The 16,794-nt window shown below is 44.3% G+C and carries 16 protein-coding genes; 8 read left to right on the top strand and 8 right to left on the bottom strand.

Going from position 1 to position 16,794, the window contains the following annotated elements:
- Nucleotides 1-84: 84 nt before the first annotated feature.
- The 5 genes from HOP38_RS19130 (at nucleotide 85) to HOP38_RS19110 (ending at nucleotide 4,854) form a co-directional block, all read left to right on the top strand.
- The gene (locus tag HOP38_RS19130) at nucleotides 85-807 is read left to right on the top strand and encodes an amino acid ABC transporter ATP-binding protein (RefSeq protein WP_198558720.1); all 723 of its coding nucleotides are present in this window, start codon (nucleotides 85-87) and stop codon (nucleotides 805-807) included.
- Complete coding sequence (locus HOP38_RS19125) at nucleotides 807-1,601, top strand: amino acid ABC transporter permease (protein WP_006069113.1); 795 nt, start codon at nucleotides 807-809, stop codon at nucleotides 1,599-1,601. The genes HOP38_RS19130 and HOP38_RS19125 overlap by 1 nt, the downstream gene beginning before the upstream one ends.
- 81 nt (nucleotides 1,602-1,682) lie before the next feature.
- Nucleotides 1,683-2,453, top strand: a complete 771-nt coding sequence (locus tag HOP38_RS19120) for a transporter substrate-binding domain-containing protein (RefSeq protein ID WP_420883083.1) — start codon at nucleotides 1,683-1,685, stop codon at nucleotides 2,451-2,453.
- Nucleotides 2,454-2,461: 8 nt separating this feature from the next.
- Nucleotides 2,462-3,364, top strand: coding sequence for an amino acid ABC transporter permease (locus tag HOP38_RS19115; protein WP_423250103.1), 903 nt, complete (start codon nucleotides 2,462-2,464; stop codon nucleotides 3,362-3,364).
- A 467-nt stretch (nucleotides 3,365-3,831) separates the two neighbouring features.
- Nucleotides 3,832-4,854 carry a porin gene (locus tag HOP38_RS19110; protein ID WP_198558719.1) on the top strand — a complete coding sequence of 341 codons (1,023 nt, stop codon included), beginning with the start codon at nucleotides 3,832-3,834 and terminating at the stop codon, nucleotides 4,852-4,854.
- 127 nt (nucleotides 4,855-4,981) lie between these two features.
- Here the strand turns inward: HOP38_RS19110 and cyoE are convergent, their stop codons facing one another.
- From cyoE to HOP38_RS19090, 4 genes are read right to left on the bottom strand one after another with little or no spacing between them, the layout of a single operon-like run.
- Complete coding sequence (cyoE, locus tag HOP38_RS19105; RefSeq protein WP_198559357.1) at nucleotides 4,982-5,884, bottom strand: heme o synthase; 903 nt, start codon at nucleotides 5,882-5,884, stop codon at nucleotides 4,982-4,984.
- A gap of 11 nt (nucleotides 5,885-5,895) precedes the next feature.
- Entirely contained in the window at nucleotides 5,896-7,062 is a 1,167-nt protein-coding gene (locus HOP38_RS19100; protein ID WP_198558718.1) for a COX15/CtaA family protein, read from the bottom strand.
- A 46-nt stretch (nucleotides 7,063-7,108) separates the two neighbouring features.
- Nucleotides 7,109-7,681 carry a hypothetical protein gene (locus tag HOP38_RS19095; RefSeq protein ID WP_006069119.1) on the bottom strand — a complete coding sequence of 191 codons (573 nt, stop codon included), beginning with the start codon at nucleotides 7,679-7,681 and terminating at the stop codon, nucleotides 7,109-7,111.
- 8 nt (nucleotides 7,682-7,689) lie between these two features.
- Nucleotides 7,690-8,451, bottom strand: a complete 762-nt coding sequence (locus HOP38_RS19090; RefSeq protein WP_164491505.1) for an SURF1 family protein — start codon at nucleotides 8,449-8,451, stop codon at nucleotides 7,690-7,692.
- Between the two features lie 13 nt (nucleotides 8,452-8,464).
- Between HOP38_RS19090 and HOP38_RS19085 the strand changes: the two genes are divergently transcribed.
- Complete coding sequence (locus HOP38_RS19085; protein WP_081411502.1) at nucleotides 8,465-8,689, top strand: DUF2909 family protein; 225 nt, start codon at nucleotides 8,465-8,467, stop codon at nucleotides 8,687-8,689.
- A 21-nt stretch (nucleotides 8,690-8,710) separates the two neighbouring features.
- Here the strand turns inward: HOP38_RS19085 and HOP38_RS19080 are convergent, their stop codons facing one another.
- The 4 genes from HOP38_RS19080 to coxB are packed head-to-tail and all read right to left on the bottom strand — an operon-like array spanning nucleotide 8,711 to nucleotide 13,020.
- Nucleotides 8,711-9,592 (bottom strand): cytochrome c oxidase subunit 3, encoded by an 882-nt coding sequence (locus tag HOP38_RS19080; RefSeq protein WP_006069122.1) that lies wholly within the window; start codon nucleotides 9,590-9,592, stop codon nucleotides 8,711-8,713.
- A complete protein-coding gene (locus HOP38_RS19075) occupies nucleotides 9,585-10,193 on the bottom strand; it encodes a cytochrome c oxidase assembly protein (protein WP_198558717.1) in 609 nt (202 codons plus the stop codon). Before HOP38_RS19075 ends, HOP38_RS19080 begins: the two co-directional genes overlap by 8 nt.
- Before the next feature lie 11 nt (nucleotides 10,194-10,204).
- Nucleotides 10,205-11,833, bottom strand: a complete 1,629-nt coding sequence (gene ctaD / locus HOP38_RS19070; RefSeq protein ID WP_373455203.1) for a cytochrome c oxidase subunit I — start codon at nucleotides 11,831-11,833, stop codon at nucleotides 10,205-10,207.
- Between the two features lie 14 nt (nucleotides 11,834-11,847).
- The gene (gene coxB, locus HOP38_RS19065; RefSeq protein ID WP_198558716.1) at nucleotides 11,848-13,020 is read right to left on the bottom strand and encodes a cytochrome c oxidase subunit II; all 1,173 of its coding nucleotides are present in this window, start codon (nucleotides 13,018-13,020) and stop codon (nucleotides 11,848-11,850) included.
- 562 nt (nucleotides 13,021-13,582) lie between these two features.
- Here coxB and HOP38_RS19060 point away from each other — a divergent pair.
- A complete protein-coding gene (locus HOP38_RS19060; protein ID WP_006069127.1) occupies nucleotides 13,583-15,664 on the top strand; it encodes a DUF4962 domain-containing protein in 2,082 nt (693 codons plus the stop codon).
- A gap of 225 nt (nucleotides 15,665-15,889) precedes the next feature.
- Nucleotides 15,890-16,762, top strand: coding sequence for a radical SAM protein (locus HOP38_RS19055; protein WP_006069128.1), 873 nt, complete (start codon nucleotides 15,890-15,892; stop codon nucleotides 16,760-16,762).
- Nucleotides 16,763-16,794: the final 32 nt, after the last annotated feature.

Below are 16,794 nucleotides of genomic sequence, written 5' to 3'. Positions count from 1 at the left end.
TTATTCAACTAACTTCTCAAGCGCTTGTTATAGCTTAACGATATTGCTAATGTAGACGCATATAACAAAAACAATGGGTTCCAAGTGAACGCTGTCAGCTTTAACAACGTCGATAAATGGTTTGGAGAATTCCAAGCTCTCTCAGCAATTAACCTCGAAGTCCTCCAAGGTGAAATTGTCGTAATCTGCGGCCCTTCAGGCTCAGGAAAGTCCACATTAATCCGCTGCATTAACGGATTAGAGCAATACAATAATGGTGACATCCAAGTATTGGGGCAAGGTATCAACTCTAGTGGAATAAAGCCCGGACAAGTTGGTATGGTATTCCAGCACTTCAATTTATTTCCACACCTTACTGTGTTAGAAAATCTCACTCTATCGCCTATTCGCACACTCAAGCTATCTAAAAAAGAGGCCACATCTCGTGCACTCGAAATGCTTGAGCGCGTGAAAATCGCCGAGCAAGCGAACAAGTACCCTTCTCAACTGTCTGGTGGTCAGCAGCAAAGGGTAGCAATAGCGCGCTCTCTTTGTATGAAGCCTGACATATTGCTGTTCGATGAACCGACTTCAGCGCTCGATCCTGAGATGATCAGTGAAGTGCTCAATGTGATGGTTGAGTTGGCAGAAGAAGGGATGACCATGCTCTGTGTTACTCATGAAATGGGCTTCGCAAAACGTGTGGCAGACAGAGTAATCTTTATGGATGAAGGACAAATTCTAGAATCCGCTCCGCCGAGCCAGATTTTTGATAATCCGCAACACCCTAGAACAAAAGCCTTCTTAGATAAGATCTTAAATCACTGATGATATTAAAGATTATTAAGCCAGTTCTATCGGCATTGATACAGATCGCATTAGTCACTGTCGCGCTTGTTTGGCTGCTCGATAGCGGAGCCCAAGCGATGGGCTATCGCTGGCAGTGGGAACGCGTACCCGATTACCTCGCCTTTTATGAAGATGGACAGTGGTGGCCCGCTGAGCTGCTTGAAGGACTTGTCGTAACACTCAAAATCAGTGGACTAGCGCTCGTTTTCACCTTGTTGTTTGGACTCATTACTGCCTTACTTAAAACATCAAACTCAGTCGTTGGTCGTGGCATAGCTCATTGTTATGTCGAAGGGATTCGAAATACACCACTACTTGTTCAAATCTACCTGCTTTACTTTGTGTTTGGTCCAATTATAGGTCTTGATCGTTTTTCTACTGCCGTGTTCGCGCTGGCTTTATTTCAAGGTGCTTATACAGCTGAGATATTGCGAGCAGGCTTAAACAGCATCCCTAAAGGGCAATTTGAAGCCTGCCGTTCAGTAGGTTTGTCGCGATTCTACACCTATTACGATGTGATACTGCCTCAAGTCGTGAGACGCACTGTCCCTCCACTCACCAATGAAATCGTATCGCTAATAAAAAACTCATCCATCGTCAGCGTTATGGCTATTTTCGATTTAACCACAGAGGGTCGCAACATCGTTTCAGAAACGGCCATGCCTTTTGAAATTTGGTTTACCGTGGCCGCTATTTATTTAGTACTAACACTTACGTTATCCGCTTTATCCGCTTGGTTGGAGCATCGCTTAAACCAATCGCAATCGATTTAACTTAAATCGCAATCAAGGAGTCAGACTATGCAAGGAAAACTCAAAAACATAATTAGAGCCATCACTACCGCTGCTATCGGTATGGCGGTGTCTCTAGGTGTCGCTGCCAGTGACACTCCAAACCTGGACAAGATCAATGAACGAGGCACGTTACGCGTTGGTATGTCCACCTTTGTTCCATGGGCTATGCGTGACAAACAAGGTGATTTAATTGGTTTTGAAATCGATGTTGCTAAACGCCTCGCAGAGGACTCAGGCTGGAAAGTAGAATTTGTTCCCACTGCCTGGGACGGTATTATTCCGGCTCTATTGGCGCAAAAATTTGATGTGATCATCGGAGGTATGTCGATCACACCAGAGCGTTCTAAGAGTGTTCTCTTCACTACACCTTACTCTCATTCAGGGGTTCAAATTGCCGCGAGTAAGAAACTTGCAGAAGGCTTCTCGACCATTGAAGACTTCGATTCTCGTCGAGTTAAGATCGCAGCAAGACGAGGCGCCTATACGGTTCAAGTTGCTCGTGAAACCTTCCCTAAAGCCAAAGTCTTACAATTTGACGATGACGCCCAAGCGTTTCAAGAAGTACTTAACGGTAACGCGCATGCAGTGATCGCATCTAGCCCTAAGCCAGAGCATGAAGCAATTAAACACGCCAATGCCCTGTTTATTCCGTTTAGTGAGCGTTTATCAAAAGGTAACGAAGCATTTGCAGTGCGCTTGGGTGAAGAGGACAAAAAAGCATTCTTTGATCAGTGGATTCAGGCTCGTACCGATGATGGTTGGCTAAAAGATCGCTATGAATACTGGTTCTCTACTCTTGATTGGCAAGATCAAATCGCTGGCGGACAGTAAATATTATGATGAACACCGACTCAACAGGCCGTAAATATTGCGATAGTGCAATGAAAAAGAAGTGGCGCTTATCCACTTTGGATCTTGTTCTTATTACCGTGCTGGTTGTACTACTAGCGTGGTTCGGCTATCGCTCTTCCATTGGTATTAATTACCATTGGCGATGGTCTCAGGCTTTTGAGTTGGTGTTTACTCCCACTAGCAATGGTGGACTGCCCTACTTCGTTCAAGGCGCTATCTCGACATTACGCCTTAGTATTTGGGGTATGCTGTTGGCGCTTTCCCTAGGCACTCTACTTGGACTAGCGAAGCACTCAAATATGGTGTTTTTGCGGGTTCCGGCAAATATCTTTATTCAGCTAGTAAGGAATATTCCACCACTCGTATTCATATTTATTTTCTATTTCTTCATTTCCAATCAGCTAATTCCATTACTGGGGTTATCTGAATTACTTCGTGGTAGCAGTAGTGAAATCAGTGGCTGGCAATCCTTCTTATTCGGCCCCCAATCACTATGGGAGAACTTACTATCCGGCGTAATATGCATAGGTCTGCTTTCCTCAGCCTATGTCGCTGAAATTGTCAGAGCAGGGCTTAACGCTATACCAAAAGGTCAGTGGGAAGCTGGCCAATCATTAGGTTTGTCTACATGGCATCAATATCGTGATGTTATTGCCCCTCAAGTGCTTACTACTATAAGCCCCGCTTTAGCCGGTCAAACCATATCCTTAGTCAAAGACACCTCGATTGTTTCACTGATCTCGATACAAGAGATGACATTTGTTGGCACTGAAATCGCAAATTCATCTGGATTGATATTTGAGATCTGGTTAATCGTGGGTCTGTGCTACTTTTTGCTCTGCTTTTCATTATCGCTATTGTTCAAAAAGCTAGAAGTAACCCAGCGCTAACACTGCGCAAACCTAAGCACTACTTTCTGACAGAACATTCAAATTATGGCCGTAATAGTATGTTATGGTCATTTCTTATCCACACTCACATTATTAGTAACCGCCAATTATTTTAACCACGTCATACTTTTAGATATAAACATTATTATCTAACCACACAGTTTTATATAAACCTAGCGCCTTTATAATCCGACATAATATTACATTTAATACATAACATTACCCGAACTTACATAACACCCTCACAAGTACCGACATACCGTAACTCATAGTCTATTTTTAAATATAAATTAATTTATCCATAAAGATCATCGTCGGAAATATATTCTATTAGCCATTTACTGAAACTTTAATTCCATTTGTCTGCACTTATAGCTTTGTTAATAATCATTTAGCCTATTTATAGATACGACGAGCCAAGAGCGTATTAATAATAAAACTTATTAGAGACTAAATAGGGATTTAACATGAAGAAAGTTTCTCTTTTAACAGCGGCTATTATTGCAGGTTTATCAGCAACGGCAGCGAATGCAGCTGACGTATATAAAGGTGATAATCTGAACCTAGCAGTGGGCGGTCGAGCTGAAGCGCGTGCTGATTTTGACAACAGTAGCAATGGTAGAGCGGTTACCGACACTAGCCGTGCGCGTGTGAATGTTCTAGCAACAACAGAAATTGCCGACGGCGTTCAAGCTAAAGGTTTCTTTGAAGAAGAGTTCAACCGAGGAAGTATGACCGACGGTAAGGCAAGCGGCGACGGGTATGATAACCGCTACCTATATGTTGGCATTGCTGGCGAGAACAACGAACTCCAATATGGTAAAACGGATGGTTCTTTAGGTATCATTACTGACTACACTGATATTCTTGATGCGTTCGGCGGCGAAGCGGGTAACAAAACAGCTACTGCTGACCGTACGACAAACCAACTGTTGTATATCGGTACATTCGGGGATCTTAAAGTTAAAGCTAACGCTAGTGGCGGCGGCAGCGCTGATTCATTCAAGAAATACGGCAATGAACTATCAGGTACAGTAGACCAAGGTTATGGCGTCGCGGCACAGTACCAGTTAGGAGACTTGAGCTTTGGTGCTGGTTACGCTTACCAAAAAGACGAAAACGTCAGCGTGACGAAGAATACTAGTAATTTACAAATTTCACCAGATGCAACAAGCCAAAACGTTCTAGTTGGTGCGGGTTATCAGCTAAATGACCTATATCTTGGTGGTTTATATACTCAAGGTAAACTGCTAGACCAAGACTATAAAGGTTTTGAAGTAGCATCTAAATACGACCTAACAGACCGTATTCGTCTTGCAGCTGCGTTCCAACAAGTTAAGTTCGATATCGCTGACGAAACAGATCAAAACATCGCGGCAAGCGTACACTACAAATTTACTAATTACTTCACGACTTACGCAGGTATCTCACAAGACCTTAAAGGCGACAAAGATACAGCAGGACGTGTTGGCGCTATCGTCACGTTCTAATTCTAAACTGCACTTTTGTTAGATGGGATGGATTAACATGACCGAAGATCTTTCCTGGCAGCTAGTTTAAATCCAAACGCCCTATCAGCCATCACATTGTGATGGCTGTTTTTTTATTATTGAAGAATTAAATTGGTAGGTAGTGGTCCACCAGCAACACTACAAATAAAATCATCAAATGCATAATGGAGAATTTAAAAGTATCCATTGCTGTCTTTTCTGTTGCCGCATACTTTAATTTCCAAGCGTAATAGATGAAACCCGCACTCAAGAAGGTCGAACCAGCCAAATACACCAATCCAGTCATTCCGACCAAGGCGGGTAATAAGCACACCAATGCCAACAAAATGGTATAAAGCAAAATAGAAGTCTTAGTGTATTCAATCCCGTGAGTCACCGGAAGCATAGGAATATCGGCTTTCGCGTAATCATCTTTTCTATGAATCGCCAATGCCCAAAAATGAGGTGGCGTCCATATGAAGATAATCATTACCAGTAACCAAGCATTAGCGTGCAGCTCCCCTGTGACCGCGGTCCAACCTAACAACGGCGGCATCGCACCAGCAATACCTGCGATAACAATATTCTGTGGCGTCGCTCGCTTTAAATACAAGGTGTACACAACAGCGTAGCCAAGCAAGCTAGCGAATGTAAGCCAAGCTGTTAACCAGTTCACCCCCAAAGCTAATATTGCAAAACCTAATACGCCAATACTCAGTGCAAAAGTAAAGACTTTACCAACACTCAAGTCTCCTGATGGCAACGGACGTTTATGGGTTCTAGTCATGACAGCATCAATTCGACGGTCAATTAGATGGTTGAAAGCTGCTGCAGACCCAGCCATTAAAGCTATACCCCACAATCCCAGCACGGTCGCCTGAACAGGCAAGGCTCCCGGTATCGCCAAACACATCCCAACCAACGCTGTTAAGATCATTAATGCGACCACTTTCGGTTTGGTCAATGTTAAATACACACGCCAGTTGAGTCTTGGTTTAACGACGGAATCCACACGACTTGTCGCCGCCATTGTCAGTTTATTCATAGAGAACTCTCCTTGTCTCCAGATGCTTTCAGTCTCTCAACTTTATTCTCCGACTCAATAACTGTCAGTGTCGGCTTTTCTGATTGAGCGTACCGTATATTCCACATAATATAGTTAGCTTGAATTAGGCTTAATAGAAGTAGCGCAGCGCCCAGATTATGCATAACAGCTATTGGCAAAGGTAAATGGAACACCACATTGCTCACCCCAAGTGCAAGTTGAATCGCTAACAGTCCTAATAACAGTACTGCGACGTTGCGTACCACGCGTTGCTTATGTTTTAGCAAGCTCAGGCCTAATATCCCAACGAGCAAAGTCACCACAATCGCACCAAAACGATGACTCACATGGATGGTCATTCGTGCAGCATAGTCAAGTACGCCAAATTCGTAATTATCAAAGCCAGAATGAACCGGAGTGAAAGCGGTTTTAAAGTCGAGATAGCGCACCCATTCGCCTTCACAAATCGGCAAAGCGGTACACACCACAGCAGCGTAATTTGAAGATACCCAACCGCCGAGTATTATTTGTAAGATGGTTGCGGTAAGAGCCAAGCCAGCCAATATTTTGAGTCGACGACCAATTATCTTTGGCTCACCAGTCACGATATTAGCTTCAACCACTGTTGGCTGAAAGGTCGCACTTACCGCAGATTTAGATTTCGCTTTATTATCCTGCCGCGTCGCTATCACGTTCGGACGTAGTTTTAAATATGTGAAAAATAGTAAAGAAAACATCGTAAAGCCGCCTATCAGGTGACCCATGACTACAATTGGCATCAACTTAAGCGTCACCGTCCACATCCCCAATGCAGCCTGGAAGACAATCACTAAAGATAACGACAACGGCAAAGCCACTCCTAGTCGTGTACGCTCATATCTTAATGCCAGGTAGGTCATCGCGAACACAACCAGACCCAGAGATCCTGCCAAATAACGGTGTATCATTTCTAGCCAAGCTTTATGAGGCTCCACCGCTCGCTCGGGAAAAAGAGTATTAGCAACGGCAACATCAACGTTATTGCTCGGAACCGTAAGATGGCCATAACAACCTGGCCAGTCCGGACAACCTAAACCAGCATCAGCAAGGCGTGTATAGGCCCCCATTGCGATGACAACAACGGTCAGAACTAACGCCCCTTTCACCAAATCTATCAGTCTCATTGCAACTCCTTATGCCTTCAAAACTGGTGTGCTCAACCTTTCGCTTCTACCCTACTCGCGATAACTTGAGTAACTTTCTTAGATCGGATAACAACCCCTTGCTATGGGCGATTTGTTGTTCCTTGGTTGTGGGTTCAAAAAACATCACGACTTGACCTAACGTGTCGGTAATGACATACCCTTGTGATGGCACTAAAGCCGAGAAAGCATCGTTAACGGTCAACACGGTCACCGAATCCGGTAGTTCAGGCAGTACTTGTCCGGTCTGTACATAAACAACAGGTGTCACGCGCTCTTTATACTTTCCTAGCGCTAAGTATGTTTGTCCCATGACGTATAAGCGATTTAAGCATGCATCATCACATGTAGCAGGAAGCATAAAACCAAGCTGCCAACTCTCTCCTTGAAGAGGGTTCACCATTCCCAGTGACTCAAACGTTACTCGAGGCTCCAACAACCGACCATGATTGGTCACGCCAGACTCATACCAATGGTTACTCAGAATCGCCTTCGCGACGATAAACGGCAACGCAAAAAACAGAATCAACGCCAATAGCGTAAGTCGTCCTTTTAACACGGCTTTGGGCTTAAGCGAATGTGTCGTCATCCCTGTGCTCATAAACGCTCCTAATGTCTTGTTGAATGAGTTTTTCTGGCCCATCGATACACGGCAATACCTACTACGAAGGCAAATACCAATGCCATGGAGAACCACTGAAAAGCGTACCCATAGTGTTTGCTCGAGTTCATAGACAATGGTTTCCAAGGGTGAGCATAAGGCGTTGTTGAATCGATAGGCTGCAACGCCCATGCTTGTAGGGGCTTACCAGTAAGCTCTGCCAATGAACCTATATTTAAGTTCTGAATTCGAAATCTGGTAGAAATCGAAGAGGTAAAATCTTCAGGGTAGAGCTCATTACCTAAAGGGCTGTCCATCTTTTGATATAAACGCCCGGTTATCATCAGAGGTTGGGTTAAAGGCTCAACAACAGGCAATGACTGTCTTTGCTCCATTCCTTTAACGAAACCCAGTTCAAGAAGCAAAAAGCGTGACTGGTCATCGATAATAAGCTGAAACACCAAATAACCAACTTGTCCTTCAAAGGTCTGATTATCCAAATAAAAAAGCTCTGGCAGAGGTGTGACCTCAGCAAAGACGGTGACACCTATCCAATCAAGATAATTACTGTTCGATTGAGGCGTGTTTGAAAAATGGACAGAGCTCAAAGAAATCGGAGGCTGCTTGCTTCGCTGAGCCAACATCGACTCCATATGTGATTTGTCGTTACCTCGCTGTTGCTGCCACAAACCTAATTTGACCAAAGTAGAAAACACAACCACAGTTAATACAATGCCGACCCAGAATTTCACCGATTTGAACCAAGCCACGTGAGGAACCTCAATGTCACCGACACTATTGTTTAAGATTGTTTTAGTACTGCTGTTACTTTTCATCATCTTTAACTTAGCGCTTGCCTTAATTCGAATGGTGCGAGACGACCCTAATTCTGATAAACCCATGAGTCACTATCTGGGTCGCCGTGTCTTATTTTCTGCGATCGTTATTATTCTTTTGATCATCGCCCTTCAAAGTGGATTGCTTGCTCCTAACCCCCGTCCTTATTAAATCGGTTCTCTAAAACCTGAGTTAAAGTACATAAACAAAAACAAAGAGGCACAACCAAACCACATCAACAAAGTGCCAGTACCAACTGCCAGCCTGAAACGCGAAATGGTCTTTGGGAGTAAAATGATCTTTAGCGATTCGGAACAAGAGTACAATCAAGAAGATCGTACCTAAACACACATGTAGGCCATGGAATCCAGTCAGCATAAAGAAGGTATTGCCGTATATCCCAGATTGTAAGGTCAGCCCCATATCTTGATATGCATGCGCATATTCAACCGCTTGGTAATAGAGGAAAAACACCGCTAGTACGATAGTAATCTCAAGCCAGACGATAAGCGCCGTTCGTTTGTTTTTCTCCAAACTGACATGCGCCATATGCAGCGTAATCGAAGAAAGCAGCAATATGATCGTGTTCTTCAATGGCAATCCTTGCCATGGCATTGCCTGAGTCGTGTCACCTGCTGGCGTTGTCGTCAAAGGCCAAATTGCTTCAAAACCAGGCCACAGAACTTCGTGAGTCATCACATTGTTGTCTGCCCCGCCAAGCCAAGGGACGGAGATCATTCGTGCATAAAACAACGCCCCAAAAAAAGCGCCGAAGAACATCACTTCAGAAAAAATGAACCAGCTCATCCCTTGACGAAATGAACGCGTAATCTGATCTGAATACAAGCCTGACAATGATTCACTGACAACGTTGCTAAACCAACCTGACAGCATGTACAACAACACGACAAAGCCAAGCGCTAGAGTAACGTTACCAATGACACTACCCGCCCCACCAGTTTCTAAATGTTGAACCGTGAGTCCAGCACCAACCGCCACTAAAAACAGCGCGATTGCCCCCACGATTGGCCAACTACTCTGAGCTGGAACGTAATAAGATTGAGGTTTACTCATAGCTTAACTCCCTGTTAAGTGCGCTTTTGCTACCCTTACTGCGTTCAACGGCATCCTGCACGCTTGCATTGCTTGTGATGTTGTAGAGTGTGTACGACAAAGTCAGTGTGTGAATTGACTCGGGGATATCAGGTTCGATATAGAAAATTAGAGGCATCTCCGCTTCTCCATTAGCATCGAGAGGTTGATGGTTGAAGCAAAAGCACTCAATTTTATTAAAATAAGCAGCGCCAGTGCCCGGAGATACAGATGGCACTGCTTGCCCGATTAAAGATTGCGACGCATTGTTCTTTGCCAAATAAGCAGTTTGAATCACCTCACCGGGATGAACATCAAGGTAGATGGTTTTGGGCTTAAAGGTCCACGGCATATCAGGATTGATGTGCGCCATAAACTCAACACGAATCGTACGCGAGATGTCCGCCCTCATTCCGACGGGTTGCACCGCAGACACCGTATTGGTTTTACCATTGATACCCAATGCTTCACACATAATGTCGTACAACGGAACCAAAGCAAAACCGAACCCAAACATGCCGATAACAGCAACACTAAGCCACGTTACTAACTTTTTATTTGACTTACGGTTTTGCTCGCTCATAAGTCACCTCTCTAATCCACTTTGGGTGGAGTACTAAAGGTGTGATGCGGTGCTGGACTTGGGACTGTCCATTCTAGCCCTTCCGCTCTGTCCCAAGGTTTGGCTTCGGCCTTTTCTCCACCTTTAATGCACTTGATTACTAACCATAAGAAAATCAACTGCGACAAACCAAAGGCAAAACCGCCGATTGAGACGATCTGGTTTACATCCGCAAATTGAATTGCATAGTCAGGAATACGCCTTGGCATGCCCGCTAATCCTAAGAAGTGCATCGGGAAAAACAGCACATTAACCGAAATAACCGAGCACCAAAAATGCCACAAGCTAAGTTTGTGATCGTACATATGTCCTGTCCATTTGGGCAGCCAGTAATAAGCGGCCGCCATAATTGAGAACACAGCACCAGAGACCAATACATAGTGGAAGTGAGCCACGACAAAATAGGTATCGTGATACTGGAAGTCCGCCGGCACGATAGCTAGCATCAACCCAGAAAAACCACCGATGGTAAACAAGACAATGAAGGCGATGGCGAACAGCATGGGCGTTTCGAACGTTAACGCACCGCGCCACATAGTTGCTACCCAATTAAATACTTTCACACCCGTTGGCACAGCAATCAGCATAGTGCAGTACATGAAGAACAACTCTGCGAATACCGGCATCCCTGTAGTAAACATATGGTGCGCCCAAACCAAGAAAGACAACAGTGCGATACTGCACGTCGCATAAACCATAGAGTGGTAGCCAAACAGTTTCTTACCACTAAACGCTGGTACGATTGCAGAGACGATACCGAAAGAAGGTAAAATCATGATGTACACTTCTGGATGGCCAAAGAACCAGAAGATATGTTGGAACATCACAGGGTCGCCGCCACCCGCGGCATCAAAGAAACTGGTTCCAAAATACTTGTCTGTTAACACCATTGTCACAGCACCCGCTAACACTGGCATCACCGCAATAAGCAGGAAGGCTGTAATCAACCAAGTCCAAACAAAGAGTGGCATTTTCATCAACGTCATCCCAGGGGCGCGCATATTGAAAATGGTAACAATGACATTTATTGCCCCCATGATGGAGCTAATCCCCATAATATGTACCGAGAAAACAAACAATGCCGTACTATCGGGACCATAGGTTGTAGAAAGTGGTGCATAGAATGTCCAACCAAAATCAGGACCACCACCGGGCATGAAGAGAGATGACAATAGAATCAGGAAGGCGAACGGCAGAATCCAAAAGCTTAAGTTATTCATGCGCGGTAATGCCATATCTGGCGCACCGATCATCATAGGGATCATCCAGTTAGCCAACCCAGTAAATGCAGGCATTACTGCACCAAATACCATCACTAAGCCGTGAACTGTGGTCATCTGGTTAAAGAAATTTGGCTCTACAAGCTGTAAGCCCGGTTGGAATAGCTCTGCACGAATGACCATTGCCATCGCGCCGCCAGTAAGAAACATGGCGAAACTAAACCACAGGTACAATGTCCCGATATCTTTATGGTTAGTGGAGTATACCCATCTTGCCCAACCTGAAGGGGCGTGATCATGATGATCGTCTTCAATAACGGCCGTGCTTTCCGCACGACTCATCTCTGCATCCGTCGCTGTTGACGATTTAACTGTTTCCATAGGATCCGTTTTCATCATAACTCCTTGGAGCTGGTTTGCTCCCCATCTTGCGCTTTGAACGCATTGATATCAGAGGCTTGTACTGCATCTCCCGTATCATTACCCCAAGCATTTCGCTGGTACGTCACTACTGCTGCTATTTCTTTGTCTGTCAATTGGTTAGCAAACGACTGCATGGCTGTTCCATTTACCCCATCAACAATTTTGCTGATGTGAATCGACACATCTCCGGTCGTCGCAACTGCACTCCCCGCAATGGCTGGAAAAGCCCCCGTGATACCTTCACCGTTTGCTTGATGGCAGACAGCACAACGACCCGCATACACTTCTTCACCAATTGTCATCAGTTCATCAAGTGGAAGTGTGGCATCAAGAGATTTTGCTGCTTCCGCTGCTGCCAATGCCATTTCTTGTTTCTTTCCTGCTAACCATGCATCGTAATCACTCTGCTCCATGGCTTGAACGACGATCGGCATAAACCCATGAGCTTTACCACACAGTTCGGCACATTGACCGCGATAAACACCTGGCTCGTCAATCTTGGTCCATGCCTCATTAATAAAGCCTGGGATTGTGTCTTTCTTGACGGCAAAATCCGGCACCCACCAAGAGTGAATTACATCATCGGATGTCATTAAGAAGCGGATTTTTTGATTGATGGGTACGACGAGTGGATTGTCTACTTCTAGTAGGTAATGAGCACCTTTTTCTTCAATACCATCTATTTGCTTTTGAGATGTAGCCAACAAGGAGAAGAAATTAACATCTTCACCAAAGTACTCGTAGTGCCATTTCCACTGCGAGCCTGTAATTTTGATGGTGATATCGGATTGAGACGTATCTTCCATTGCCACCAAAGTTTTGGTTGCGGGAATCGCCATCGCAATCAATATGATAATCGGAATAACCGTCCAGACAATTTCAACTTTGGTGCTTTCGTGGAAGTTAGCGGCGACGGCGCCGCGAGATTTTCTGTGTTTGAAAATGGAGTAGAACATCACTCCGAATACAACAAATGCAATGGCACAACAGATGTAGAAAATCAGCATATGCAAGTCATAAACTTGGTTACTGATATCAGTAACGCCTTTAGTCAAGTTATAGCCGCTCGACTCGGCGATGAGAGGTTGGCTGATTAGCGCAGCAGCCACACCAATCCATAAGCGAATGGTCAGCAATCTCTTCAAAAGATTTCTCCTTTGCCTAGCCACGTTTGTCCTAACGTGGTTCCCCTATGACTTATACCAAGCACGTCTGAAGAGTGATCAAACAATTCAGGATGGTAAAGCCCGCAATCAAAACCCAACTAACTGTGATTCGACGACGTCTAACGAAGACCAACTAGGTTTTATCAACTCGAAAATGAGTTTCAAAAATAAAGCCAAACTGCACAAGTAAACAGTCATACACATGATAACCACTTACTTATTGAGTCCGGTATCAATAAAATACAACGCAAAACAATTTGTTATATTTTTGTTAACTAAAGGCTAGTTAGAGAATTAGAGATTCGCAAGGATAAAAATAAAAGGTCACTTTTTGTGATGGTGGTTTGTCGATTACCGTTTAAATTTTGACAAACTGGAAAACTGATGTCTCTAGAACAACGGAAGGCGTGGATTCTGTCATTGCTCACAAAATACGTAAAAAACCATGAACCGCTCGTAGAAGTATTTTATTATTGTATGACAATATGGCATATTATTTCTATTTCCTTTAGACATACTTCGTATATACAAGAGAGTTGGTATGAGTAACGACAAATCATTCGATGCAATCAAGGCCATGAAGCTGGAAAACGACACTTCTGCTGGTAACTTGGTTGACCTACTACCTATTGAAGTTCAGAAACGAGACTTTGACCTGTCCTTCCTAGATAACCTTGCAGAGGCTCGTCCTCGCCTACTCATCCAAGCCAATGAACTAGCCGAATTTAAATCAAGAGTTAAAAAAGATGAATCTCACTGCATGTTCGATGACTTCATGAATAACTCGACGGCCAAATTTTACGATACTGAACCTTATCCAGAACCTCAGCCTTACCCAGAAGAAACGGTTGGCAAAGCCTCTCTTTGGCGACCTTATTGGCGTCAAATGTACGTTGATTGCCAGATGGCGCTCAATGCGACACGTAATCTTGCGATCGCAGGCATTGTCAAAGACGATAAAGAACTTATTGGCAAAGCTAAAGCTTGGACGCTCCAACTCGCGTCCTATGATCCAGACGGTGTAACATCTCGCGGCTACAACGACGAAGCAGCCTTCCGCGTCATCGCAGCAATGGCTTGGGGCTATGACTGGCTACATGGTCACTTTACTGAAGAAGAACGTTCAATAGTACGTGAGGCATTAGTGACTCGTTTAGACGAAATTATGCATCACCTAAAGGTCACCGTTGACCTATTAAATAATCCATTGAACAGTCACGGCGTTCGTTCTATTTCTTCCGCTATTATCCCGACGTGTATTGCTCTCTATCACGACCATCCTAAAGCTGGTGAATATATTGCGTATGCGTTGGAGTACTATGCCGTCCATTATCCGCCATGGGGTGGTGAAGATGGTGGCTGGGCAGAAGGTCCAGATTATTGGAATACTCAAACAGCCTTCCTAGGTGAAGCATTCGATCTGTTAAAAGCCTACTGTGGTGTAGATATGTTCAATAAAACATTCTACGAAAACACAGGAGACTTCCCACTTTATTGCATGCCGGTTCACTCGAAACGAGCCAGCTTCTGCGACCAATCTTCTATCGGTGACTTCCCTGGGTTAAAACTTGCCTATAACATCAAGCATTATGCTGGAGTAAATCAAAAGCCTGAATACGTTTGGTATTACAACCAACTGAAAGGCCGTGATACTGAAGCACATACCAAGTTCTATAACTTTGGTTGGTGGGACTTTGGCTATGACGATCTCCGTTTTAATATTCTTTGGGATGCGCCTGAAGAAAAAGCGCCGTCAAACGATCCGTTGTTGAAAGTGTTCCCTATCACAGGCTGGGCAGCTTTCCACAACAAGATGACAGAGCGTGATAACCATATCCATATGGTCTTTAAATGTTCACCATTTGGTTCAATCAGCCATTCACACGGCGACCAAAATGCGTTTACTCTGCATGCCTTTGGTGAAACATTAGCGTCTATCACCGGCTACTATGGTGGCTTTGGCGTCGATATGCATACGAAGTGGCGTCGTCATACTTTTTCTAAGAACTTGCCCCTGTTTAATGGCAAAGGGCAGTACGGAGAGAACAAAAACACCAAATTTGAAGGTCACCAAGACCGCTTCTGTATCGAAGCAGGCGGTCAAATCACAGACTATGACACAGACTCTGACGTCAAATTTGTAGAGGGCGATGCAACCGAATCCTACAAGTTCTTTACACCAGATATCGAATCCTACAAACGTAAGATTTGGTTCGTGAAAGGCAAGCTCTTTGTCATCCAAGACAAAGCGAGCTTTGGCGAAGAGAAAGATCTCACTTGGCTAATGCATACCACGTTTAATACCGAGACAGCTCAAAAGTCATTTGCTATCCACGGTGACAAAGCACATCTAGATGTGAGCTTTATCAATCAGAGCGCTGAGAAAATTACGTCAGTGACCAACGTCGAAGGCTTTGGCGATGTGGACCCTTACGAGTTCCAAGATCTCGAGATCCACCGTCATGTAGAAGTAGAATTTTCTGCATCAAAACAACACGACATTCTTACGTTGCTTGTCCCTAATAAGAACAACGGGGAACAGGTGCAGGTATCACACAGCGTTTGCGGTAGTGAACTAACGCTCATTGTAGACGGTGATACGGTAGTCATCGATTTATCGTAATCCGTAAAAAAGGAACACAGCCCCTTTTAGCCACGCTTCAAGGGGCTTTTTTATCACTAACAGCTTTCGACTCTGGTTCATCCGAAACATCAATTTATATACATAATCTAAAAACTGATTATCTATAGCTATCAATTATCAACAGAATAGACACCTGATAATCTCCGCTCTGCAATAAACAACGCATCGAACGCACTGTTGGTGCTGTTCATTGGAGAAACATATATGCAATATGAAGGTAAAGTTTATCGGCCTTGGCCCGAAGCGCGCAGCATCTTGATTCAGACCACTCTAGGTTGCAGTATTAATACTTGCACTTTTTGTAGCATGTTTGACGACAAACGCTTCAAAGTTCGAGATCTTGACGCTGTTTTTAAGGATGTTGACGACGCTAGATTCATCTATCCTCATGTGGACTCTATTTTCTTAATCGACGGTAATGTTATGGCAGCGCGCACCGAGTACCTTGTTAAGTTACTGGATAAACTGCGCAACACGTTTCCCGAAGCCTCTAAGATTTCGATGTACAGCGGCTTAAATGACTTTAGAAGAAAGACGGTCTCAGAGCTTAAAGAGATCAAAGATGCAGGACTGGATATGTGTTATTCCGGCTTGGAATCTGGAGATCCTGTCGTGCTGGAGCGAATCAAGAAACGTATGACCGCACAACACGCGATCGAAGGAATGGCAAGGGCGAAAGAAGCCGGAATTGAGACGCTGCTCTCTTTCATTTTTGGATTAGGTGGTCGTGAGCGTTCGAAAGAACATATCGTAGCAACGACTGAGTTATTGAATATCACCAATCCAGAACAAATTGCGCCCATGGCACTCGCGATTCAACCGGGTACCATCATGGAGCAAGAAGTGCAACGTGGCGAGTTTATTATGCCAACTCAGTTGCAAGTACTGGAAGAAGAAAAATATTTGTTAGAAAACCTCAATATCGATACTTTCTATTGGGGTGATCACGGTAATAACCTTGTACCTCAAAAAGGTTTCTTACTTGACTCACGCGATCAGTTTTTGGCAAATATAGATCGAGCCATCGTGGCGAATCCTTTAGCAAAAGATAATATTATTCATACGTTTGCTTGGTAGGGGTCACGTGCTAGTGTGGCGGCCTACTTTAG

It is taken from the genome of Vibrio mediterranei, from assembly GCF_013364395.1.
GTDB lineage: Bacteria > Pseudomonadota > Gammaproteobacteria > Enterobacterales > Vibrionaceae > Vibrio > Vibrio mediterranei.
This window is presented reverse-complemented; position numbering and strand designations above follow the sequence as displayed.

Coding starts and splice junctions, on each gene's coding strand:
- HOP38_RS19125 (WP_006069113.1), top strand. CDS start 807: ATGATATTAAAGATTATTAAGCCAGTTCTATCGGCATTGATACAGATC.
- HOP38_RS19120 (WP_420883083.1), top strand. CDS start 1,683: ATGGCGGTGTCTCTAGGTGTCGCTGCCAGTGACACTCCAAACCTGGAC.
- HOP38_RS19115 (WP_423250103.1), top strand. CDS start 2,462: ATGAACACCGACTCAACAGGCCGTAAATATTGCGATAGTGCAATGAAA.
- HOP38_RS19110 (WP_198558719.1), top strand. CDS start 3,832: ATGAAGAAAGTTTCTCTTTTAACAGCGGCTATTATTGCAGGTTTATCA.
- cyoE (WP_198559357.1), bottom strand. CDS start 5,884: ATGGCGGCGACAAGTCGTGTGGATTCCGTCGTTAAACCAAGACTCAAC.
- HOP38_RS19100 (WP_198558718.1), bottom strand. CDS start 7,062: ATGAGACTGATAGATTTGGTGAAAGGGGCGTTAGTTCTGACCGTTGTT.
- HOP38_RS19095 (WP_006069119.1), bottom strand. CDS start 7,681: ATGAGCACAGGGATGACGACACATTCGCTTAAGCCCAAAGCCGTGTTA.
- HOP38_RS19085 (WP_081411502.1), top strand. CDS start 8,465: ATGTCACCGACACTATTGTTTAAGATTGTTTTAGTACTGCTGTTACTT.
- HOP38_RS19080 (WP_006069122.1), bottom strand. CDS start 9,592: ATGAGTAAACCTCAATCTTATTACGTTCCAGCTCAGAGTAGTTGGCCA.
- HOP38_RS19075 (WP_198558717.1), bottom strand. CDS start 10,193: ATGAGCGAGCAAAACCGTAAGTCAAATAAAAAGTTAGTAACGTGGCTT.
- ctaD (WP_373455203.1), bottom strand. CDS start 11,833: ATGGAAACAGTTAAATCGTCAACAGCGACGGATGCAGAGATGAGTCGT.
- HOP38_RS19060 (WP_006069127.1), top strand. CDS start 13,583: ATGAGTAACGACAAATCATTCGATGCAATCAAGGCCATGAAGCTGGAA.
- HOP38_RS19055 (WP_006069128.1), top strand. CDS start 15,890: ATGCAATATGAAGGTAAAGTTTATCGGCCTTGGCCCGAAGCGCGCAGC.